This is a genomic window from Aliikangiella sp. G2MR2-5, from assembly GCF_015687155.1.
Taxonomy (GTDB): Bacteria; Pseudomonadota; Gammaproteobacteria; order Enterobacterales; family Kangiellaceae; genus Aliikangiella.
In genome coordinates this window covers 461,733-481,609 of sequence record NZ_JADPQF010000002.1, presented here as the reverse complement: position 1 = coordinate 481,609, position 19,877 = coordinate 461,733, and the positions used below count along the sequence as shown (strand labels likewise).

The 19,877-nt window shown below is 43.6% G+C and carries 22 protein-coding genes and 2 tRNA genes; 15 read left to right on the top strand and 9 right to left on the bottom strand.

The window, feature by feature from the left end:
* Positions 1–38: 38 nt before the first annotated feature.
* A complete protein-coding gene (locus IYN84_RS09490; protein WP_196138962.1) occupies positions 39–1,157 on the top strand; it encodes a homoserine O-acetyltransferase in 1,119 nt (372 codons plus the stop codon).
* Positions 1,158–1,252: 95 nt separating this feature from the next.
* The gene (locus tag IYN84_RS09485) at positions 1,253–1,822 is read left to right on the top strand and encodes a hypothetical protein (RefSeq protein ID WP_196138961.1); all 570 of its coding nucleotides are present in this window, start codon (positions 1,253–1,255) and stop codon (positions 1,820–1,822) included.
* Positions 1,823–1,953: 131 nt separating this feature from the next.
* Here the strand turns inward: IYN84_RS09485 and rtcR are convergent, their stop codons facing one another.
* Positions 1,954–3,621 (bottom strand): RNA repair transcriptional activator RtcR, encoded by a 1,668-nt coding sequence (gene rtcR / locus IYN84_RS09480; RefSeq protein ID WP_246722764.1) that lies wholly within the window; start codon positions 3,619–3,621, stop codon positions 1,954–1,956.
* Between the two features lie 274 nt (positions 3,622–3,895).
* Between rtcR and IYN84_RS09475 the strand changes: the two genes are divergently transcribed.
* The 11 genes from IYN84_RS09475 to IYN84_RS09425 all read left to right on the top strand — a co-directional run bounded on the left by IYN84_RS09475 (position 3,896) and on the right by IYN84_RS09425 (position 11,107).
* A tRNA-Glu gene (locus IYN84_RS09475) sits at positions 3,896–3,966 on the top strand.
* Position 3,967: 1 nt separating this feature from the next.
* Positions 3,968–4,043, top strand: a tRNA-Asn gene (locus tag IYN84_RS09470).
* Positions 4,044–4,249: 206 nt separating this feature from the next.
* A complete protein-coding gene (locus IYN84_RS09465; protein WP_196138960.1) occupies positions 4,250–5,422 on the top strand; it encodes a slipin family protein in 1,173 nt (390 codons plus the stop codon).
* A gap of 71 nt (positions 5,423–5,493) precedes the next feature.
* Positions 5,494–6,318, top strand: coding sequence for a nucleotidyltransferase domain-containing protein (locus IYN84_RS09460; protein WP_196138959.1), 825 nt, complete (start codon positions 5,494–5,496; stop codon positions 6,316–6,318).
* 79 nt (positions 6,319–6,397) lie between these two features.
* Positions 6,398–7,624 (top strand): RtcB family protein, encoded by a 1,227-nt coding sequence (locus tag IYN84_RS09455; protein ID WP_196138958.1) that lies wholly within the window; start codon positions 6,398–6,400, stop codon positions 7,622–7,624.
* 85 nt (positions 7,625–7,709) lie between these two features.
* Positions 7,710–8,093 carry a hypothetical protein gene (locus IYN84_RS09450; RefSeq protein ID WP_196138957.1) on the top strand — a complete coding sequence of 128 codons (384 nt, stop codon included), beginning with the start codon at positions 7,710–7,712 and terminating at the stop codon, positions 8,091–8,093.
* Positions 8,094–8,580: 487 nt separating this feature from the next.
* Positions 8,581–8,907 (top strand): hypothetical protein, encoded by a 327-nt coding sequence (locus IYN84_RS09445; protein WP_196138956.1) that lies wholly within the window; start codon positions 8,581–8,583, stop codon positions 8,905–8,907.
* Between the two features lie 39 nt (positions 8,908–8,946).
* Positions 8,947–9,411 (top strand): aldehyde-activating protein, encoded by a 465-nt coding sequence (locus tag IYN84_RS09440; protein WP_196138955.1) that lies wholly within the window; start codon positions 8,947–8,949, stop codon positions 9,409–9,411.
* A gap of 30 nt (positions 9,412–9,441) precedes the next feature.
* Positions 9,442–10,044 (top strand): DUF6624 domain-containing protein, encoded by a 603-nt coding sequence (locus tag IYN84_RS09435; protein WP_196138954.1) that lies wholly within the window; start codon positions 9,442–9,444, stop codon positions 10,042–10,044.
* A gap of 246 nt (positions 10,045–10,290) precedes the next feature.
* Positions 10,291–10,824: a helix-turn-helix domain-containing protein gene (locus tag IYN84_RS09430; RefSeq protein WP_196138953.1), complete on the top strand. Its 534-nt coding sequence runs from the start codon at positions 10,291–10,293 to the stop codon at positions 10,822–10,824.
* Positions 10,825–10,918: 94 nt separating this feature from the next.
* Positions 10,919–11,107 carry a hypothetical protein gene (locus IYN84_RS09425; protein WP_196138952.1) on the top strand — a complete coding sequence of 63 codons (189 nt, stop codon included), beginning with the start codon at positions 10,919–10,921 and terminating at the stop codon, positions 11,105–11,107.
* A 125-nt stretch (positions 11,108–11,232) separates the two neighbouring features.
* Here IYN84_RS09425 and IYN84_RS09420 read toward each other — a convergent pair whose 3' ends face one another.
* From IYN84_RS09420 to IYN84_RS09400, 5 genes are all read right to left on the bottom strand, one after another.
* Positions 11,233–12,243 (bottom strand): phosphotransferase family protein, encoded by a 1,011-nt coding sequence (locus tag IYN84_RS09420; RefSeq protein ID WP_196138951.1) that lies wholly within the window; start codon positions 12,241–12,243, stop codon positions 11,233–11,235.
* Between the two features lie 35 nt (positions 12,244–12,278).
* On the bottom strand, positions 12,279–12,809 hold the full coding sequence (locus tag IYN84_RS09415) for an NUDIX hydrolase (RefSeq protein WP_196138950.1): 531 nt from the start codon (positions 12,807–12,809) through the stop codon (positions 12,279–12,281).
* Positions 12,810–12,928: 119 nt separating this feature from the next.
* Positions 12,929–13,693, bottom strand: coding sequence for a CPBP family intramembrane glutamic endopeptidase (locus IYN84_RS09410; protein ID WP_196138949.1), 765 nt, complete (start codon positions 13,691–13,693; stop codon positions 12,929–12,931).
* Between the two features lie 81 nt (positions 13,694–13,774).
* On the bottom strand, positions 13,775–14,470 hold the full coding sequence (locus IYN84_RS09405; protein WP_246722822.1) for a response regulator transcription factor: 696 nt from the start codon (positions 14,468–14,470) through the stop codon (positions 13,775–13,777).
* Positions 14,471–14,494: 24 nt separating this feature from the next.
* Positions 14,495–15,688, bottom strand: coding sequence for a class I SAM-dependent rRNA methyltransferase (locus IYN84_RS09400; protein ID WP_196138947.1), 1,194 nt, complete (start codon positions 15,686–15,688; stop codon positions 14,495–14,497).
* Positions 15,689–15,843: 155 nt separating this feature from the next.
* On the opposite strand from IYN84_RS09400, the gene IYN84_RS09395 reads away from it, so the two are divergent.
* On the top strand, positions 15,844–16,380 hold the full coding sequence (locus IYN84_RS09395; protein ID WP_196138946.1) for a GNAT family N-acetyltransferase: 537 nt from the start codon (positions 15,844–15,846) through the stop codon (positions 16,378–16,380).
* Positions 16,381–16,417: 37 nt separating this feature from the next.
* Here IYN84_RS09395 and IYN84_RS09390 read toward each other — a convergent pair whose 3' ends face one another.
* Positions 16,418–17,080: a bifunctional 2-polyprenyl-6-hydroxyphenol methylase/3-demethylubiquinol 3-O-methyltransferase UbiG gene (locus IYN84_RS09390; RefSeq protein WP_196138945.1), complete on the bottom strand. Its 663-nt coding sequence runs from the start codon at positions 17,078–17,080 to the stop codon at positions 16,418–16,420.
* 135 nt (positions 17,081–17,215) lie between these two features.
* Complete coding sequence (locus IYN84_RS09385) at positions 17,216–18,316, bottom strand: Xaa-Pro peptidase family protein (RefSeq protein WP_196138944.1); 1,101 nt, start codon at positions 18,314–18,316, stop codon at positions 17,216–17,218.
* A gap of 259 nt (positions 18,317–18,575) precedes the next feature.
* Between IYN84_RS09385 and IYN84_RS09380 the strand changes: the two genes are divergently transcribed.
* Entirely contained in the window at positions 18,576–19,475 is a 900-nt protein-coding gene (locus tag IYN84_RS09380; protein WP_196138943.1) for a GntR family transcriptional regulator, read from the top strand.
* Between the two features lie 34 nt (positions 19,476–19,509).
* Here IYN84_RS09380 and IYN84_RS09375 read toward each other — a convergent pair whose 3' ends face one another.
* The gene (locus IYN84_RS09375; RefSeq protein ID WP_196138942.1) at positions 19,510–19,857 is read right to left on the bottom strand and encodes a cupin domain-containing protein; all 348 of its coding nucleotides are present in this window, start codon (positions 19,855–19,857) and stop codon (positions 19,510–19,512) included.
* Between the last annotated feature and the right edge of the window lie 20 nt (positions 19,858–19,877).

Genomic DNA, 19,877 nt, shown 5'->3' with positions numbered 1-19,877 from the left:
AAGTGGTGCTTGTTAAAACAAAGGACTAATCAAAGAACATGTCTAACGTTGGTGTGCAGAACAATGACGGAAGCTGGATTTATTCCAGCGATACATGCTTGCCATTAGAAAAGGGCGGTGAGCTTTGTGGTATCGATCTGGTTTATGAAACCTGGGGATCTCTGAATGCAGATAAATCCAACGCCATTCTGGTTCACCATGCCTTGTCTGTAGGCGCTCATGTCGCCGAGTCTGAACGCAATCCGGAAAAGGGTTGGTGGAACGATATGGTGGGGCCGGGTAAGGCAATCGATTCAGACAAGTATTTCGTCATCTGTATTAATAACCTTGGTAGCTGTTTTGGCTCCACCGGGCCTACCAGCATTAATCCTGAAACGAGTAAGCCTTACAACGCTACTTTTCCTGAAATTACCATCGGTGATATGGTCAACAGCCAAAAACGCCTTATCGATGCTCTGGGGATTAAAACCCTTTATGCTATCGTTGGTAACTCCATGGGCGCGATGCTGTCGCTAATTTGGGCGATTGAGTACCCAGAAAATGTCGATCGGGTGATGCTCAGCTGTAGTTCCTATAAAGCTTATCCAGCCAATATTGCCAACCGCAATATTCAGCAGTCTGCCATTCGACTGGATCCGGCGTGGAACCAGGGAGACTACGAATCCAATGAACAGCTGGAAGGATTTAAGCTCGCCAGAAAGCTGGGACTTTATACTTATCGCAATTCGGCCGAGTGGAATCGACGCTTTAACAGCCATGACGATAAGGACACTGAAGATGGCGAGATCACGCGGTATATGGATTACAATGCCGAAAAGTTTGTCAAAATATTCGATGCTAATAGCTATCTGGCGATCACGACTGCTATGGACTCTTACGATGTCACCCAGAACTATACTTCTAACAAAGAAGCCTTTTCGAAAATTAAAGCCAACGTAGTCGTTGTTTCAGAGCAGTACGATATCCTGTTTACCCCGCAACAGCAGGAAGAGCTTTTTATGGCGTTGCAGGAGGCGGATGTAAACTGTCATTTTATCAGTCACCATTCCCAATTCGGACACGACGCTTTTCTAGTCGAAACCAATCGATTTGGTGGCTATATCCGGGAATTTTTACAAGACCTGCATTTTGAGGAGTTCAAAATACATAGCCTTTAACAGTTAAATAAAAATAGTGTGAAAGGATACACATCTTTAAACTGCTAAGGGCGTCATAATTTTCACTTCAAACTCATTAATCAAAGGAATGACCAATGAAAAAGTTCATCGCACTAATTGTGCTTTCTACATTAATTTCTTCTTGTGATGATGTTTCCAAAGGAATGGATGCTCTGGATGCACTTGAAGAATCGACCAATCAACTTGAAGTGCTTGAAGCCTTAGAGCCTGTCCCTACCGAAAAATTTAGACCGCTGTTTCCCGAAAAAATTAATAATGTTCCCAAGGATTTTGGTAGTGATACTGTTACTCGCTATGCAAAATCGGTAATTGAGGGGGATGAACCTCGTTACGAATATACGATGGTTATTCAGGATCTGGCTAATCCGGGAATGACGGCATTTATTTTGGAGTTTCAGGGATTGGACGCACTCGGAGTTAACGAAACGGACAAGGATGGTAACAAGTTGGTCTATACCAAATTTAAAGGTTACCCAAGATTGAATTCGATCCCTATGGAGAACGGCGTGCCGAGTATCAAGGTGTTGGTTGAGAATCGATTTATTTTAATTTTAAATGGCCAGTGGGATTCAACCTATGAGCAGATTGATGAAGCTATCAATCGGATTGATATCGGGCTGTTGACTTCGCTTGCTCAATCTTGAATTTAATCTTTTTTGGGAGGGTTGTCCGATTTTATTCATCTGAGTTTATTCAATTAAACAACCCTCCGCTTAACTTCGATTCCAGCGTCATTAATAAAATTAATACATCTGCCAATGCTGCACAAAGAGCTTCAGGTAGAGCGCCAGGTAAATCGATTCAAATCACTCCATTTCAATCCATAACGAGCCAGATATTTCTGCAGTCGACTGGAGTCGTTTACCATGCTTTTTGATTCGCGACTTTTATTAAAAAGATACCGGCCGGCCGCAGCCATGCTCGAATGCTTTTGGCAGACGCCAATCACATAGCTCAGCTGTTCAACTTCAAAGCGATCAAGGTTTTCCAGCTGTTCAGCATTCAGGTAGTTTTCCAGTTTGACTCTATTAAGTTTTTCCTCAGGATTTCGCCAGCTTTGGGTTAACCGGGATACTTCCTGACTGACATCTTCCACCCCAATTCTGCCCCCTTCGGCCAGTGTACTCATGCGCAAAATCGCAGCGTTAAGATCGCGAAAATTACCCTGCCAGCTTGATTGTGGCGACATGGCAAATTTGAGGAAAGCCTTTTTCGCTTCGGCATTAAATTCAACCCGCAAATTTTCTTTGGCTTCAAATAGTCTCAGTTCAAATTCAATATTGGGCTCAATATCTTCGCGCCGGTCAGCCAGTCCGGGGAGCTGATAGGTCCATAAATTGATTCGCGCCAGCAGATCTTCTCGGAATTTCCCTTCGCTAACCTGTTGTTGCAGATCGCGATTAGTTCCGGCAATCAGCTGAAAGTCAGAGCAAACTTCTTTATCGGCGCCCACCGGATAAAAGCTTTTGTTTTCCAGCGCGTGCAGCAGCATGGCCTGTTCATCCAGTCCCAGTTCTCCGATTTCATCGAGAAATAGAACGCCGCAGTCGGCACTGACCAGAAAACCTTCGCGCTTATTCTGGGCACCGGTAAAAGCGCCTTTAACATGGCCGAATAAAGCCGACATTGCATTGTCACCACGCAGGGTCGCACAGTTAACCGCGACAAAGCTGCCTTCAACCTGTTTTCGCAAATGCTTTAAATCAAAAATCCGTTGTGCCAGTTGCGACTTACCGGCGCCAGTTGGACCGGTGAGCAGAATGGAGGCCTTCGAGCGGATGGCGACTCGCTCAATCTGATCGATCATATGGTTAAAGGCTTTGTTTCTGGTTGCTATACCGCCTTTCAGAAACTCGGTGCCCTGCAACTGCTTCTGTTTAAAGCGGGCCGCGACTTTATCGTATTTACTCAGATTTAAATCGATAACCTGATAAGTTCCCAGTGCTTTGTTGTCTCCTTTGGCCGGAGAGGTCTGGATCAGCTTGCCCGGAAATATTCGGCTTTCCGCCAGCAGGAAACAAACAATCTGGGCGATATGGGTACCGGTTGTAATATGAAACAGGTATTCATTTTTCTCAGGCTGAAATGGGTGTTGATCGCAGATATCAAATAGCTTGGCGTAAACCTCTTCCAGATCCCATGGATTTTCGAACTCGGTTACATGGTGAACGACTTTGGTTTGCGGCGAGATTTCGTTGATATCCAGAATGACCTTATCGGCGAGGCGGCTACTGCGAGATTCATGGATCAAATGTAGCTCGTCTATCGGCAGATCGTCCTGATAACACAAGGCGACATTGGGTCGCCAGCGCTGCCAGCGGTCTTTTTTGCGGCCGACAAAGTCTTTTACCGTGCCCAGAATACTGAATGCTATTCGTTTGCCTGACATAAGTGATGCATATATTTCTATAAAGATATAGATATATCCTACAGGATATTTCAAAAAAATTCTTCAATAAGCTTGCTGCTCTTGCTAAAAGCAGAAATATAAAAATAAATCCTTTATATACAATGAGTTAAAAAATATTTTCGACCATTTTTCAAAAACTGGCACGCGCCTTGTAATAGTCTAACTGCACAAAGTCATTGTTTGCGGGTGTTTCTGGATAGCACCGCGGTACGTCAGGTTTTACCGACACGTATTCCACAGTGAAGTGCTCCATAACTTGGAAGCGAAAGCTTGAGGCTCAAAACCTCGCTCTTTTTAGGTAAGAGATAATTTAGTTGCTCAGTCCGGTAGAGCATTAGCCTTTCACGCTAATTGTCGCAGGTTCGATTCCTGCCTAAATGTTAAGTAACTCAATTGGATAGAGTAGCAGACCGTTAATCTGTTGGTTGTGGGTTCGAGTCCCACCTTAAACACCAAGTTAGAAAGTGCCGACTTGTCGGCAAGGGATTACAAGCAGACTTTAACCGCTGGTCCGGTAATTGCGCAGAGTACAACTTAACTACAGCAAGCAGGAAGCTTCCTCGTTAAGTCCTACCTTGCAGCTGGCTGAACCAAGTTAACAGCCCTTGTAATCATTTTATTGAAATGACTTTTAAGTCACAGCAAAGAAGGAAGAAAAACAATGTTTGGTTTACGAAAAACTCTGGTACTGGCTGAAAATCAGAAAGCTTACCTGATGCGTAACAAGCAATTTGAGCGAGTGTTAGCTCAGGGAAAACATTCCATCTGGGATCTGAAAAATGAAGTAACCTTCGAAATTTTTGATATCAGTACCATGTACTACACAGAAAAATTTGCCAAAACCCGTGTTAGCCAATTTCCGCAAATTGCCGAGTTGCTGCACGACTGGACAATTGCCAACGATGAGGTCGGTCTGTTTTATATGAACGAGCAATTGATGGGCATTGTCGTCCCTGGTGAGCGTGTTTTTGTATGGAAAGATGCCGGTGAAGCGAGACTGGAGCGTATCAATATTAAAGATAACGTAGACGTTACCAGTGAGCTGGTCACCGAAATTAACAGACGTAATGCCAATACTGCAACGTCTCTGATTAAAACCGCGAGAACCAAAGCGGTGGTGCCTGTTGCTGAAGTGCTGGTTTCCAGTGATCAGATTGGTCTTTTATACCTCGATGGCAAACTGGAAAGAATGCTCGAACCAGGTAAATACGGTTTCTGGCGATTGCTTCAGGAAGTTGAAGTTAAATTGTATGAAACCAAAACGCAGGCAAACGAAATTTCCGGTCAGGAAATCCTGACCAAAGATAGAGTGAGCTTGAGAATTAACCTGACTGCGCATACTCGACTGGTTGATGTCAGACAGGCAGCTGAAAAAGTGGTAGATGTTTATGATTACATTTACAAAACCATGCAGCTGGCGTTAAGGGAAGCGGTTGGTACCAGAACGCTCGACGAATTGTTGGTGGACAAGTTGTATATCAACGAAACCGTTAGAGAGCTGGTTGAAGCTGATTTGACCGAAGTTGGCGTCAAGCTGGAACGTGTTGGTGTGAAAGATATTATTTTACCCGGTGAAATGAAAGCGATCCTAAATCAGGTTGTTGAAGCGCAAAAAGCGGCAGAAGCAAACGTGATTAAACGTCGTGAAGAAACCGCAGCGACCAGAAGCTTGCATAACACCGCCAAAATGATGGAAAACAACCCAACGTTAATGCGTTTGAAAGAGCTTGAGTCTCTGGAAAAAATCGCTGAAAAAGTCGATAGCATTAAAGTCTACGGCGGACTCAACGGTTTGATGAACAACACATTATCTTTTAATGAGTTGGATGTTTAGTTTGTTGAGTGGGTTGGGCAAAAGTCTAACCCATCCTGCAGACAAACAAATTTGTATTAAGGGAAATTAAAATGAAAACAAGTATAGTAGAGGAAACTATCGAACCAGCGATTGATACAGCTATCGAAAAAGAAATCGCTCAAAAGCTTGTGCAGATAGAAGAGGAATACCAGGTCAAGGTGCTCTATGCTTGTGAGTCAGGCAGCAGAGCCTGGGATTTTGCATCACCCGATAGTGATTACGATGTCAGGTTTATCTATATTCACCAATCTGAGTGGTATTTAAGGGTGGATAAGGAACATCAACGCGACGTTATCGAATTACCGATAGTCGATGATCTGGATATTAACGGTTGGGAACTGCAGAAGGCTTTAAAACTGCTGCGAAAATCCAACCCTACATTACTCGAGTGGATAGCTTCACCTATTGTCTACAGTGCAGCGGAAGGGTTCAGGCGACAGTTGTCGCAACTGGCTGACGAATATCTATGTCCAAGGGCGAGTTTTTATCATTACCAGCATATGGCAAGCGGTAACTATCGCGAGCACTTAAAGCAGGATATGGTCAAAACCAAGAAGTACTTCTACGTGCTTAGACCTCTGCTGGCGATGCGCTGGATAGAACAGAGACAAACGCAAGTGCCAATGCGTTTCAGAGAACTGCTGGATAGCATGTGTGTCGAAGCCGAGGTGAAAGCGGTGATTGAAGAGCTGTTGGCGAAAAAAATTGAGGCTAAGGAAAGCCAGCTACAACCTAAAGTAGCGGTGCTCAATGAGTTCATTGAGCAGGAGCTTGCTGACGTTGATAGCAGGGTGAAAAAGCTGGAGAAAAAAGTTTCTGGTATTCATCCGATCAATGAATTTTTCCTGCGATGGCTAGAAAGCATTAAAAATTAAAAGCGGGGGCAGCTGTAGAGTAGTGGAGGCGAAAGCATATTGCCCAATATTCTGCAGAGGCTCTTTGAGGATTATTAAAATGAATTACCAATTATTTAAAGAAGAAAACAGAAAGCCCATTAAAGCCTGGGTGAATGATGTGCCTTTTGAAAAAGAGGCGCAGGAACAGTTAAAAAATATTTCACAAATGGACTTTATCCATTCGCATATTGCGGTAATGCCGGATGTGCATATGGGAAAAGGCGCCACTATCGGTTCGGTGATCCCATCGGTTGATGCGGTGATCCCTGCAGCCGTGGGTGTGGATATCGGTTGTGGAATGGTGGCTGTGAAAACCAGTTTAAAAGCCGAGCAATTGCCGGATAATTTATTTGCCATCCGCGCCGCTTTTGAAAAAGCGATTCCGCATGGTAGAACTGCGGGAAAAAGAGGGCGTAAGGTTCGTGATAAAGGTGCCTGGCATGATATTCCAACGCTGGTTTCCGATGAGTGGCAAAAACTGGCTAAGCGTTTTAAAGCGATCTGTGAAAAGCATCCGGCAATCGAAAAAAGTAACCATATTGTTCACCTGGGAACCATGGGCACAGGGAATCACTTTTTGGAGTTGTGTCTGGATGAATTTAACGCAGTCTGGATTATGTTGCATTCGGGAAGTCGTGGTGTCGGAAACCGGATCGGAACCTACTTTATCGAGCTGGCAAAAAAAGATATGGAAAGGAACGATGTTCATTTGCCGGATAAGGATCTGGCTTACTTAAAGGAAGGAAGTGAGCACTTTGATGATTACGTCGAGGCAGTTGAGTGGGCGCAGGATTTCGCAAGAATCAATCGTGAGATTATGATGACCAATGCGATTAAAGCGCTGAGAGATGAAATGGGAATTCCTTTCGAGTGTGATGAGTTGGCGGTTAACTGTCATCATAATTATATTTCACGTGAGCATCATTTCGGAAAGGATTGCTTTGTAACACGTAAAGGTGCGGTAAGCGCGAAAAAGGACGAGCTTGGAATTATTCCAGGATCAATGGGCGCCAGATCTTACATTGTGAGAGGACTAGGAAATGAAGATAGTTTTCATAGCTGCTCGCACGGTGCAGGACGCGTTATGTCGAGAACCAAAGCGAAAAAACTGTTTAATGTAGAAGACCAGATCAAAGCAACGGAAGGCGTTGAGTGTCGTAAGGATTCGTCAGTGATTGATGAGATTCCAATGGCCTATAAGGATATCGATAAGGTGATGGAAGCGCAGAAGGATCTGGTTGAAGTTGTGCATACATTGAAGCAGGTGGTTTGTGTTAAGGGGTAGGGATGCTCCTTTACATTCTCATATTACAGGCACTATAGTACCGTTATTTATGAAATTCACTGCATATAAAAACCGTAAGGAAAATATGAAATTTCACGACTATCATATGGAAAGCTACAAAGTCTCAAATAGGGGAGAAAAAATCGAACTTAATTTGGTCTATGATTATCCTGGAGAGGAAACTGACGATAGCCAAATTATTTTTAATGATGTGGCACTCTATCATTTCATTAATACTCAGGGAGCGATTATCAATGATATCGAGGAGGTTTCTTTAAATAGATTTATCATTTCTTTAGAAAAGGAACTGTCGGAGTGGAGCCGCATGTATGGAGTAAAATTTTGGCAGTCAGATATCGCTAGCTATATCGACGAGTTGAAATCTATGGGGTTACGAGTTTGGGAAATTACATCAGCAATTGGCTTTTATGGCTTTGTCATTGCTAAAGAGGTCAATTCAAGTACTTGATAATTTGTCACCGCGATTTGTTTTGCTACGTTTTTGTATATAATTAGTGTCATAAATAATAGCAGCAACGTAGCCTTGATGCAGCTTGCGGAATCAAGGAACATGTTTAAACGGAAATTTAAAAAAATTATGGTTGCATATAGACGAAATTTTGTTGCTGGAGACTCATATTTCTTTACTGTCAACTTGCAAGATAGAACAAAGAGAATTAATCAAATGCCATAAGCTCTACTGGTATTGATTTCTAATGATTCAGTTAGCAAGCATTTAATCTACCGGAGTCGACGAACCGGAGACTTAAAATCTCCTCGACCTGTTGGGCCTACCACTTGTGAGGTATATCCTGCTTACCTCCCCTCTATTAGAATTTAGTTGCAACTAGTGACTGCCATATCTCAAATCCGATTTTAAATGAGATGCTAACCGAAGCTCCCTAGCCATTGAATGGCCAGTCATCCCAACCAAGCTACCAAAAAGACGATAAAGCATGCTAGAACTCAGCACTCGCCAAAAAATCATTCTGGAGAAATGTTTCTCAGAGGAAGATTATTTTGATGCGCAAAGCTATATCGAAAAAAATGCCGGAAGAACCATTCCTTTTTGTGGTAACAGCAGTCCTGAGCAGCTGGATCGAATTCGATTCGCTATTATTAAACAAAGTGATGGCTGCCTTTCCAAGCTAAAAGAAGGGATAGATCTTGCTCATTCCGACTGGCGAAAACTATTGATATCGGCTGACTTTGGCATACATCCACAAGCTCACGATGACTGGTTTAAAAAGAAACTGAATATTATTGCCTGGTGGCGCTGTTAAATTTAAACTTGATGCCATGGTTTTGCATGGAGCGATAGTTTGAATAACTCGGGAAAGAAAGCAGCTCAGACTAGTATCAGTCGTGAATTGAATCATGAGTACACAGGTCACTGCGCCTGTCATTCAGTTACCCTCAATGTCTCTCTTCCTCAACCGATAGAAAACTTTTCTCCCAGAGCCTGTGACTGTGATTTTTGCACCAGCCGTCATATTGAATATATTTCGCATCCCGATGGTAAGCTTTATTTGAAGAGTAGCAATCCGCTGCAAGAGCTGCGTCAGGGCTCGAATCAAGCGTGTTTTTTAGCCTGTCCTAATTGCCAGGATGTTATCGCCGCTACTTTTAAAGTAAACCATATGATTATTGGTTCGTTAAACTCACAGCTACTCGATGAACGTACCAAATTAAAGCCTGCTGAAACTGTTTCTCCAAAGCAACTAAATGCCCGCGACAAAGTCGAAAGATGGCAAGCTCTTTGGTTATCTGTGAATACGAATTCGTGACATCTGTAAAACTTACTAAGGGAAAATAAAATGAAATTTATTACAGGATTATTTTTAATTTTTTTCAGTTTCGGCACCTGGGCCGCTGAAAACGAAGACTTAAAAGCTGAACTCTTAGCCATGCTTAAGGTCGATCAGCAAATTCGAGACCAGCATATCAAGGCAAAAACGCCTGAGGATGAAAAACGTCTGGGCACGGAAATGAGTCAGATCGATAGTAAAAACCTGATTCGTATCAAACAAATTATTAAAGAGTTTGGATGGCCAACAAGCAAACTGGTTGATGCAGAGGGGGTTAACGCTGCCTTTATCATGGTTCAACATGCTTCCGACAAGAGCTTTCAAAAGGAAATGCTACCTCATATTGAAAAAGCGTTTAATAACGATGAAGGTATCAATGGCGAAGCTTTTGCTCTGCTGACCGACAGAGTTCGAATTCGTCATGGAGAAAAGCAGATCTACGGGACTCAGGCGAATGAAGAGAATGGCGAAATGGTCTTTCTTCCGATTGAAGATGAAGCCAATGTCGACAAAAGACGAAAAGCGATGGGAATGCCGCCGCTGGCTTTTTACAAGAAAATTCTTGAAGAGGCTTATGGTTTAAAAGACCATCCAGATGTTGAGTTAAACTAATCTCAATACTTGAGTCACTCACGCTTGCTTGGTTCCTCCCCTTCTTGGTTTTTTAGCAAAAGAGGGGGAATTTCTAGTCAACAATAAGTCCCTCTTTTTCACTTCCAGCAAACAAAAAAGCGTACTAACTCTTTGATTTTTAAGATTTGTCAGGCTATTGTCAGGTTAGTGTCGTGGATTGGCTGCCGTTGAACCATCACAATTGGTTCCACAAACACTAACTGCAAATTGCTAAAGGTAGATTCTATGTGGGTGAAAAAATTCCGACTTCAAAAGTGCTGGTCACAAGAGCAATTGGCTGAAATGTCAGGCTTAAGCGTACGTACAATTCAGCGTTTGGAGAAAGGACAGCCGGCCAGTATGGAAAGCCTGAAAGCTTTGGCATCTGTGTTTGAACTTGATGTTACTCAACTACAACAGGAGCAAACAATGACGTCTGATCTATCCTCAAATGAGACAAGTATCGATAATTCGCAGAATAATCAGCAACAGGTGGCCGGGCAGCGCCAGTGGATTAGCTATGAAGAAGAGCAAGCTATTAAATATGTTGAAAACGTGAAGGGGTTCTATATGCACCTGATTGCCTTTATCGTAGTTATGTCCGGACTTGTTATGCTAAACCTCTGGGTCACTCCGAATAGGCTATGGTTCTTCTATGTGTTGGGATCCTGGCTGGTAGGGCTGGTAATGCACGCTGCATTTACCTTTCCCGTTTTGAAAATATTTAGCCCCGAATGGGAAAAACGTCAGGTTGAAAAGCGGCTGGGGCGTAAGCTTTAATTTATGCGTTCAATTTAGGCTGATTACTTGCTGGAATAATTCGCCTTTTGCTTCGTTTCTTTGACTATTGAGCAATGTTCAAAGGAGATATGCTGTGAAAGAGCTGGTTATGAGCGCAATGATGATGCTGGCATCGGTGCTATTTTTTATTGACTATCATCGCGGGAGTGAACCCGATATTTATCCTGCGGTAATCTATGGGATATTCGCTTTAGTATTGATGTATCAGGGGTATAACCGGTTTAAATTAAAAGAAAGTGAAGAAATGGAAAAGGGCCGTTAGGCCCTGATTCTCATCATTAAGCTGGGGGCAGTCTTTGCTTTGTGAAAGCGATTGGTTGTGAACCAAGAACCAAGAACCAAGAACCAAGAACCAAGAACCAAGAACCAAGAACCAAGAACCAAGAATCAAGAATCGGAAAAAGGAAAAAGTTGTCTGGCTATTGCTTGCCAGCTAGTTCGCGGAGCTGTCTCTGGAACCTGAGCGAGCACAAAATTAAAATCACAGGCCGGACGAAGCAAAGATACGGCCATAAGACGGCCTTGTAACTCTTCGGCTGGACATTGTTCGAGTAACCCGTAGGATTCAATCAGAAGCCTACATAGCTCAGCATTTCCCTGGCACATAAACAACAGCGGTGTCGCTAGCTCCAGTAGCCGACTTTTTCCAATTACAGCATCACCAAAGTCGAGTATGCCGGTGACTTTGTATTCACCATCTATCTCTTTCACCATCAGGTTCCATGGATGTAAATCCATATGAATAAAGATAGGAGGAGCTTCCTCTGCCAAATCATCCAATATTGAGTCATCGTCAGTTTTACTTGCCTTGAAGTAAGAGTCAATTTGCTCCACCAGATCCGGTGCGACATTTTTTCTCTGATGGCGAGGGACACAGTCATTTTTTAGTTGCTGATAATAATCTTTCCAGTTTGGTGCTATTTGTTTGGCGTTGCCGTGCATACCATTCTTGTCGACAGCAAGCTGGTGGATCTCTTTCATTAACTGGCCCAGGTGTTCAATTATGGAACGCTTGTTGGCAATCCCCAGCTTAGCCCACACCTGCGCAAGAGAAATGCCGTCGAGCCGCCGCATGATCAGATATAGCCAGTTATCAAGCTCACCATAATGAATTAGTTCGGGAATTGTTACCGACAACTTACCCTTCAGTAAGTCATTGGCAACAATCTCTGATTCGCCTTGATAGCGCCAGTTGGGAGGTACTATTTTAAGGATGAGGTTGTCATCAATTTGGTATAGCAGATTTCCCCCTTCATGAATACGACTTGCATTGCTATCGCTTAAATCATACTTGCGACAAATATATTCAACCGCCGGGCGCCAGTATGAGTCATCTGCGCTATCCAGCAGAAGACAAATCTCCTTATATTCCGGTGATGCAGGGAGCAGGTGAGTCATGGTGCAGAGTCTTCCTCCTGAATTGAGTTGTTGGATTAACGTAACTGGAAAAAATCTTCGGTTACAACTGCGCGATAGATATCTCCTTCTTTAAATCGCTTTACGGTGCCACTTAACAGTTGTTCCGGTTTTAAGTGAACTTGCTCTACTAACAGTTTGATATGTGGGAAGGTGATTTTTTCGAGGGCTTTTTCTATCGGCAACCACTCTACCTGTTCAATCATTTCAGGTAGAGAAAGTCTTTGCGGAGTCGCGTGGGCAATATAAAAATTGCGGATAGAAAAAATAGCATCCTTTTCATTTTTAAGCATAAAAATTCCGGCTAGTCTGGGTTCGGTAATCTCCAGGCTATATTCCTCTTCGAACAGTCCAAAACCTTGCGCAATACTCTGCGTACTATTTTGATACCAGCCTGGAGTGACCCAGAAATCCTTATCCTTTATTTTTACCAGCATCAACTCATTCTTTTCGTTAAAAACCAGAATACGATGGAACGTACTTACTTCTTCTTTAGCCCACAGCGACTGGGCAAACAACATGAGCAAAATAGCAGCAATCGTTTTCATCAGCGTTACTCTCTTTAGTAATTCTTTGTTTGGTATTTTTCTTACAGTATTTTTGTTGTCAGTATTTTAGATAATAAAACAGACTGGAATACTAACAAAACAAAGAAACAGATCGAGGTCTAGATTGTTACCGGAGGTGACAGAAAGCTCGGTAGCATATCTGCACTGGCCAGCAGGTTTCCACAAAAAGAAATGGCATTATTGACAATATGGCAGAAAATGGCGGGCCATATGGAGCCACTTTTAACGTAAAGATAAATAATCAGGAAGGACATTAATGCGGCTGAAATTGCTTGCGGTGGCACAATATGCGAGGCGCCAAACATTGCTGAGCTGATTACTGCAGCTAGCCAAACCGGGCGACGATTTGCCATCCAGCGAAACAAAAATCCGCGGAAAAAGATTTCTTCCACTATCGGGGTAAGTATGACAGTAAGTAATAGAAACAGCGCGAGCGTAATGCCACTTAAGGATAGGTCTTTTAGCGGGGGCTGCATAAACCTGGTCCAGCCGGGAATCTCCACTGCCAACCATTTCATTAGTAAAAGGCGGAGAACAAAACCAAGGCAAGCAACTAACAGGGCAATAGCAAGCCACTTTTTTGTGGTAGAAACAAATCCCAGTGAAGTCCAGTTGAGCCGGTGTCGTTTAAGTGCCATAAACCAGATGGCGGCTAAAATGGCTAGCCCTTTAAAAATTTGCCCGGACATTAACACCTTGGTATAAAAATCGGTGTCCGACTTTAAATAGACTTCAAATCCTACTGTCGACTTAACCCACAGCATGTGGGCTGCGGTTAACGCGATGTACAAAACGATAAAGGTGACTAACACCAGCAGCCCTTGCGAGAAGTTCCAGGGGCTTTCCAGTCGTTGATTTAGCATGTTTGATTTCCTCGATTAGTTTGATTGCTTGAGCTTAACCGAGTTTTTGCTAAGTGACTGTTTCTAATATGTTAGTTGATGTCAATTGACATCGACCAGGCCTAATTGCCGAGCTTTTTCGCTGGCCTGCTTTCGATTCTTTACCGCGAGTTTGCGGTAAATTGTTGAGTTGTAGGTTCTAACGGTGGCAGGTTCAAGGTTTAACTGGCGAGCGATCAACTTGTCCGACAGACCTTCCGCCATCAGTTGAATAATTGAAACTTCAAGTTCGCTCAGCTCCATGGGTGGAGAGTGTGATGATTGGTCGTGAGTATCAGCGTCGCTTACGGCAAGTTCATCTACTTTGGCTGACAAAAGGGTAAGGGATTGGGGCAAATAGCGGACCTTTATTCTTTGACCAATTAAAAGCTTTTCCACAGGAAAACCCTGTAGGTCCATTGTGATTCCACTGACACTGACTTGTTGCGGAGGCGAGAAAAGAATACGAAAGCCTGGTTTATTGTGGAGTATACCGATCCCGCGGACTTGCTCAACATTCTTATTCTTTAAATCATTTTTTAAATGCCAAAGTTGTCGCGGGTAGTGGCGCAGTAGATAAATCCAGAAAACCAGCAAAGGAATAATGACAAAATGCTGATCCTGCGGATAGGTTTGCGGAGCTTCTATCGCGATGATAATGACACCGGTCAACAGCAATATGGCGGCCAGCAGGCCGACAAGCCCCCACAAGATTTTCGTCTGGACGTAGTTAAGTCTTCGTTGCTCTTCCGGTGTCATAGGGTTCAACAATTTTATCAAACTTTACGCAGATAGAACCCGGCTGATAAAGCCTTTAATATAGCGAGTTTCCGGAATTGCCGGGTGGATTGGGTGGTCCTGTCCCTGATGGCACTGTTCAATAATTTGCAGTGTCTTGTCCAGATGACGGCTGCCGCCGCGGAGCGCATCTTCAAGCTCTGTTTCTTTTAAGTGCATTGAGCAAGAGGCCGATAGCAGAATGCCGTCTTTGTTGAGCAGACGCATCGCAGCTTCGTTAACTTTGCGATAAGCGTTAAGTCCTTGCTTGTGATCTTTTTTCTTCTTGATAAAAGCTGGTGGATCGACAATTACCACGTCGAATTTTTCGCCGGCTTGTTTCAGTTCTTTCATCGCGTTAAAGGCATCGCCTTCAACACAGGCGACTTTATCAGAGACTTTATTGAGTTCTGCATTTTGTTCCAGCTCGTCCAGTGCCTTGGCGGAAATATCGATACACCAGACATCTTCCGCGCCAGCGTTCGCCATTTGAATACCAAATGCACCAATATAACTAAACACATCCAGTACTCTTTTTCCCTGGACATATTGGGCTATCTGTTTGCGACTAACCCTGTGGTCGTAGAACCAGCCAGTCTTTTGACCCGTATGCGGGTGGATTAAAAACTGGGTATCATTTTCTTCGATTTGTAATGTTTGCGGAGTTGTTCCCGATGCTTGCTCGACCCCGCTTTCCAGGTTTTCCGCCTTGCGGGAATTGGCGTCGTTTCTTAACAAGATCGACTCAGGTTTGAACACTTTGGTCAGGGCATCGATGATCGCTGATTTTTGTTGCTCCATTCCTGCTGTAGTGATCTGTACTACCAGGTGGTCACCAAAACGATCAACGATCAAACCGGGAAGACCGTCACTTTCACCATAAATCGCGCGATAGAAAGGCTTGTTAAAAACGCGTTCTCGCAAAGATTTGGCTATATTAAAGCGGTGAACAAAGAAGGAGCGATCGATGGCCACCTTGTGATCACGATTTAAAATTCGTACACAAAGCAGGTTGTTCGGGTTGATATAGCCGACCCCCATAGCTTTCCCTGTATCAGCCTCTATAATCACCTGCTCTCCTGCGGAGAATGGTTTGAGTGGGGTGGCTTTGGTATCAATTTCATTGGAGTAAACCCAAAGGTGGCCACTCTTAATGCGTTTGTCTTCGTTTTTTCTGAGGCGTATCCTGGCTAAATTCATTGTTGTCGGTTTCTTATAGAACAAACCGTTATTGTAGCATTGATAATTTGTTTTCATTAGCACCGAGGCTGAAATTTACGATAGTTTATGGAACCTAAACTCGATAGTGCTGTAAACACTCTGTAATTTGCAATAAAACCAAAGGATGAATTGGCATGATACTGGAGCCACTTACTCTTTACCGAACTGAGGATTTTTTTATCTATCTGGATGATCATCTTGCGGACAATGGTGTCGGTGAAACATTCTTTTTTCACCCATTTGCAAAAGCTGGTGAGCCCTTTTCTGACTCCAGAAAGCCGGGCATTCGCTCTGGCATACAACAAAAAGCGGGCGAGCCAGAATGGAAGCGTTTCTGGTTAGCGACATCAGATGACGATGAAATTATTGGTCATGTGGATCTGAGAGCTTACAGCGAGCCAAACTCTGAACATCGAGTATTGCTTGGCATGGGAGTTAAGCGCGACCATAGAGGTAAAGGATTAGGAAAGGCGTTGATGGAGTTTGCCATTGACTGGGCCAGAAGTTGCGACTTTCTTGAATGGCTTGATCTTTATGTAATCAGCACTAATCTTCCTGCGTTGAAACTCTATCGTAATCTAGGATTTAAAGAGCTGTGTACAGTAGAAGACCGCTTTCGTGTGGACGGAAAATCTTACGGCTATACCATGATGACGTTGGCAGTATCCTGAGTTTACTTAATGTGAACTTTGACTAGAACTCAGCTCTTCAGTCATTAAGCGATAACAACCCGCAGCGCCAGCTGACACCCTGTCGGTTGGTCAGGGTTACTGAGTCTAACAGCTGATAATTTTGTTCAATGCTTTTCCAGTGAGCCTGACTTACCGGTTGTTCATGCATGGAAATCACAATATATCCGTCTTTTTTCAGCATTTTCTGATAGTGCCTGATGATAGCGATGCAGTCGTTGAAACAGTAAAGGCTTTCATTAAAAATGATGAGATCATAACAAGTGTCATTATTGAAACTCGAAGCGTCGGCAACAACAAACTCGGTTTTTTCATTGGCAAAACTCTGAGCTTTTTCAATCGCCTTTCCAGCGATATCTATCCCGCAATAGTATTGGTAGGGTAGCACTGATAGCCTCTGCTGTAAGACCCCCTGACCGCAACCGACATCAAGAATTTTCCCATAAGCTTCTGCGTGACCGGGTAAGTTCTCGGCTGAGCCCAGAGCACCTGACTGGTGATTGATAACGTATTGTGCATACCCCAGAATAACCGAGTAATGCGCTAATTCTGACAGACTGTCCAGGTAGTCCCACTTTCCTTTGTCATAAAGCTCATCCCACGCCTTTTGGTCGAGTTCTTTTACCTGAGGTTTGGACGAAGAAACCTTCTGAATTAAACTCGATGTTAGTTGCTTTAGCATAATCATTCCTTTGAAGCATTAGTGAATACACGTCATCTGGACGATTTACCATTCTGGCCCTTCTAATTTTTATGTGCAACTATTAAACGCGTTTAAAAAATACTTAAGACAAAGGAAAGTTTGAATAGGCCAATATCAGCCTATACGAATTAAATCTCGTGGAGCTTTGGTGATAATCTCGCAGCCGTCCTCAGTGACTATCACATCGTCTTCAATTCTGATGCCTCCCCATCCTGGAATATAGATACCCGGCTCGATAGTTATTACCATATTTTCCTCAAGCAGAATGTCACATTGAGGTCCAAGAAATGGTTGCTCATGAAGGAAAAGGCCAACGCCATGACCGAGGCCTTCACCTTGATGCTGCGCAAACTCACTTGCGGACAAGACCCTTTCACTTGCAAAGTAGGGGATGTTACCTTTGATGCCCGCTTTTACTGCTTCTATGCCGGCTTGTTGTGCTAACTTAACGGTATTATACACTTGCAGCTGTCTGGCCGATGGTTCTCCCACGACAAAAGCGCGTGTCATATCCGAACGATAACCATCGACTACTGCACCAAAGTCAATGGTCACCAGGTCTCCCGGATCCAGTGTTTTTTCTGAGGGCATGCCGTGAGGAAGTGAAGTTCGCTCTCCTGCGAGCATTATTGTGGCAAATGCAAACCCTTCTGAACCGGCCTTTTGTATTTGGTATTCCAGCTCCAGAGCAATATCTTTTTCAGTCATTCCGGGGCGCATTTGTTCAACCAGTTTGGCTAGTGTATTGTCGGCGATAGCTGCTGCTCTTTTCAGGGCTGAAATTTCAAATTCATCCTTAATCATCCGCAGCGCCTCGACCCAGCCAGCAAAAGCTTCCAGCTGGATATTTTTTAATGCTGCTGCAATGTCTTTTAGCATTCCATACCCCATTGCATTTCTTTCGAAAGCAAGGGTTCTGATATTATGCTGTTTGCACACTAGTTCAAATTGCTGCCCTAATGAAACTTTTTGGCGGTCTCGTTCTATTATTTCAAAACCGGGACACTCCTTTTCTGCCTGCTGAGAGTAACGATAATCAGTTATCAGATATTTGTCGCTCTGTGTGATTATTAGAAACGCGACATTAGGATCACTGTTCTCAAAGCCGCTCAGATAGCGAACATTCTCAACCTGATTGATTAGTAACGCATCAAATCTTGAGTCAGCCAGCTTTGCGCAAAGCTTGTTAACTCTCTGTTTTCTTGGGTCAAGCATAACCGGGACTCTTTTTTTGTTTATTGTGTACAATTATATCTATTGGTTGTCGCTTGGCAAGTCCTGTTCTCATTGACCAGGAAAACAGGAAGATCGCCACGGGAAATTATTATTTGGTATACTAAAAGCGAAATCCGTTTATTCAGGCCGATTGCTGGTTACAAGGGGGGCGTCCCGCTTGTAAGTGACAAAAGCGGTCAGCCTGAGTTGAAAGGTAAAATCAGAGAAACAGAACAATAAAAAGTAGGATATCGTCGATATGAGCTCCAAAGTCACGGATAAAATAAAAGAAGACTTAACCCACCAATTAACAACGTATAAGAATTTGCCTTTCAAACTCACGCTTGGTGCGATCGCTGATTATTACAATGTTTCTCTGACACCTGTGCGTCAAGTTGTTGAAGAACTGATCGAAGAAGACGTTTTGATCAGAAAGCCTAATGGCCGTCTGGAAAGAGTGGTTGAGCCAAGCGGGGACGCTGAAGGTGAGAAGGTAGCGAAATTTCAAAAGCCGGTTAAGCTTCACTCGGATCTGGATGAGCAGGTAACCAATTATGTTGTGCAGCTAAGTTTGCAAAACCATGAAGAATATTTACGTGAAGAAGCGACCGCCAAAAAATATAACACTGGCCGTACAATCATGCGTCAGGTTTTTTCTCGCCTGGCCGGTGCAGGGTTAATTGAACATGTGCCTCGTTGCGGCTGGAAGGTAAGAACTTTCCGCGAAAAGGATATGCTCGACTATCTGGAAATTCGAGAAATTCTTGAAGTCAAAGCGATGGAACTGGCAAGGCCCTATTTTATGCAGGATGAATTACATATGTTTCTCAAGGGCAATATCGCAAGCGATGATCCTGCCTTGGCCGAGCTGGATAATGACCTCCACAACTATTGGATAAGTCGTTGTGATAATCTTTACATTCAGGATTTTTTCACTCGCCACGCCGCATTTTACACAGCACTATTTGATTATGCTGCGCTGGGCGAAAAAGTGAAAACGGAAATGGCGCAGGAGCACATAGATATTCTTGAAGCATTGATTGCTGAAGATTATAAGGCAGCAGAAAGAGCGTTGGTTAAGCACATTCGGGATCAAAAGAAGAATGTAATGCGTCTGGTGCAGTTTAAGAAACGACAAAACCTGTATTCAAATCGCTAGCGCCAGATAAAAGCATGAGCTTGTTGTTAGTGGCTTAATTGGGAACGGCCACTCTATCTCCTTTAGCGGGAGGTGTTGAAGTTACCAGAAATATTAGTTCTTCTGTTCCCCGGTTGATAAGCTGGTGAGGCGTATTGGCCGGAACATGAATGCCTTGCTCAGGATGCAGCTGGTATTCTATACCCTTAATCTCCAGCGTGGCAGTACCCGAAAGAACAAAGAAAAATTGCTCAGCCCTCTGGTGCAGGTGTCTTATTTCACTGCTCCCGGCAGGAACTCTCTCCTGAATGATGCTCAGATTCTGCGATTTAGCAAGATGCCAGCCATCACAGTTTTCACCCCAGATATAGTGTTCTGTATTCTTTGTTGATTTAATCTTCATTTTTCTACCCGGCGGCATTT

Excerpts from the sequence above, each read along its gene's own strand:
- IYN84_RS09490 (WP_196138962.1), top strand. The coding sequence starts at position 39 with ATGTCTAACGTTGGTGTGCAGAACAATGACGGAAGCTGGATTTATTCC.
- IYN84_RS09485 (WP_196138961.1), top strand. The coding sequence starts at position 1,253 with ATGAAAAAGTTCATCGCACTAATTGTGCTTTCTACATTAATTTCTTCT.
- IYN84_RS09465 (WP_196138960.1), top strand. The coding sequence starts at position 4,250 with ATGTTTGGTTTACGAAAAACTCTGGTACTGGCTGAAAATCAGAAAGCT.
- IYN84_RS09460 (WP_196138959.1), top strand. The coding sequence starts at position 5,494 with ATGAAAACAAGTATAGTAGAGGAAACTATCGAACCAGCGATTGATACA.
- IYN84_RS09455 (WP_196138958.1), top strand. The coding sequence starts at position 6,398 with ATGAATTACCAATTATTTAAAGAAGAAAACAGAAAGCCCATTAAAGCC.
- IYN84_RS09450 (WP_196138957.1), top strand. The coding sequence starts at position 7,710 with ATGAAATTTCACGACTATCATATGGAAAGCTACAAAGTCTCAAATAGG.
- IYN84_RS09445 (WP_196138956.1), top strand. The coding sequence starts at position 8,581 with ATGCTAGAACTCAGCACTCGCCAAAAAATCATTCTGGAGAAATGTTTC.
- IYN84_RS09435 (WP_196138954.1), top strand. The coding sequence starts at position 9,442 with ATGAAATTTATTACAGGATTATTTTTAATTTTTTTCAGTTTCGGCACC.
- IYN84_RS09430 (WP_196138953.1), top strand. The coding sequence starts at position 10,291 with ATGTGGGTGAAAAAATTCCGACTTCAAAAGTGCTGGTCACAAGAGCAA.
- IYN84_RS09420 (WP_196138951.1), bottom strand. The coding sequence starts at position 12,243 with ATGACTCACCTGCTCCCTGCATCACCGGAATATAAGGAGATTTGTCTT.
- IYN84_RS09415 (WP_196138950.1), bottom strand. The coding sequence starts at position 12,809 with ATGAAAACGATTGCTGCTATTTTGCTCATGTTGTTTGCCCAGTCGCTG.
- IYN84_RS09410 (WP_196138949.1), bottom strand. The coding sequence starts at position 13,693 with ATGCTAAATCAACGACTGGAAAGCCCCTGGAACTTCTCGCAAGGGCTG.
- IYN84_RS09405 (WP_246722822.1), bottom strand. The coding sequence starts at position 14,470 with ATGACACCGGAAGAGCAACGAAGACTTAACTACGTCCAGACGAAAATC.
- IYN84_RS09400 (WP_196138947.1), bottom strand. The coding sequence starts at position 15,688 with ATGAATTTAGCCAGGATACGCCTCAGAAAAAACGAAGACAAACGCATT.
- IYN84_RS09395 (WP_196138946.1), top strand. The coding sequence starts at position 15,844 with ATGATACTGGAGCCACTTACTCTTTACCGAACTGAGGATTTTTTTATC.
- IYN84_RS09390 (WP_196138945.1), bottom strand. The coding sequence starts at position 17,080 with ATGCTAAAGCAACTAACATCGAGTTTAATTCAGAAGGTTTCTTCGTCC.
- IYN84_RS09385 (WP_196138944.1), bottom strand. The coding sequence starts at position 18,316 with ATGCTTGACCCAAGAAAACAGAGAGTTAACAAGCTTTGCGCAAAGCTG.
- IYN84_RS09380 (WP_196138943.1), top strand. The coding sequence starts at position 18,576 with ATGAGCTCCAAAGTCACGGATAAAATAAAAGAAGACTTAACCCACCAA.
- IYN84_RS09375 (WP_196138942.1), bottom strand. The coding sequence starts at position 19,857 with ATGAAGATTAAATCAACAAAGAATACAGAACACTATATCTGGGGTGAA.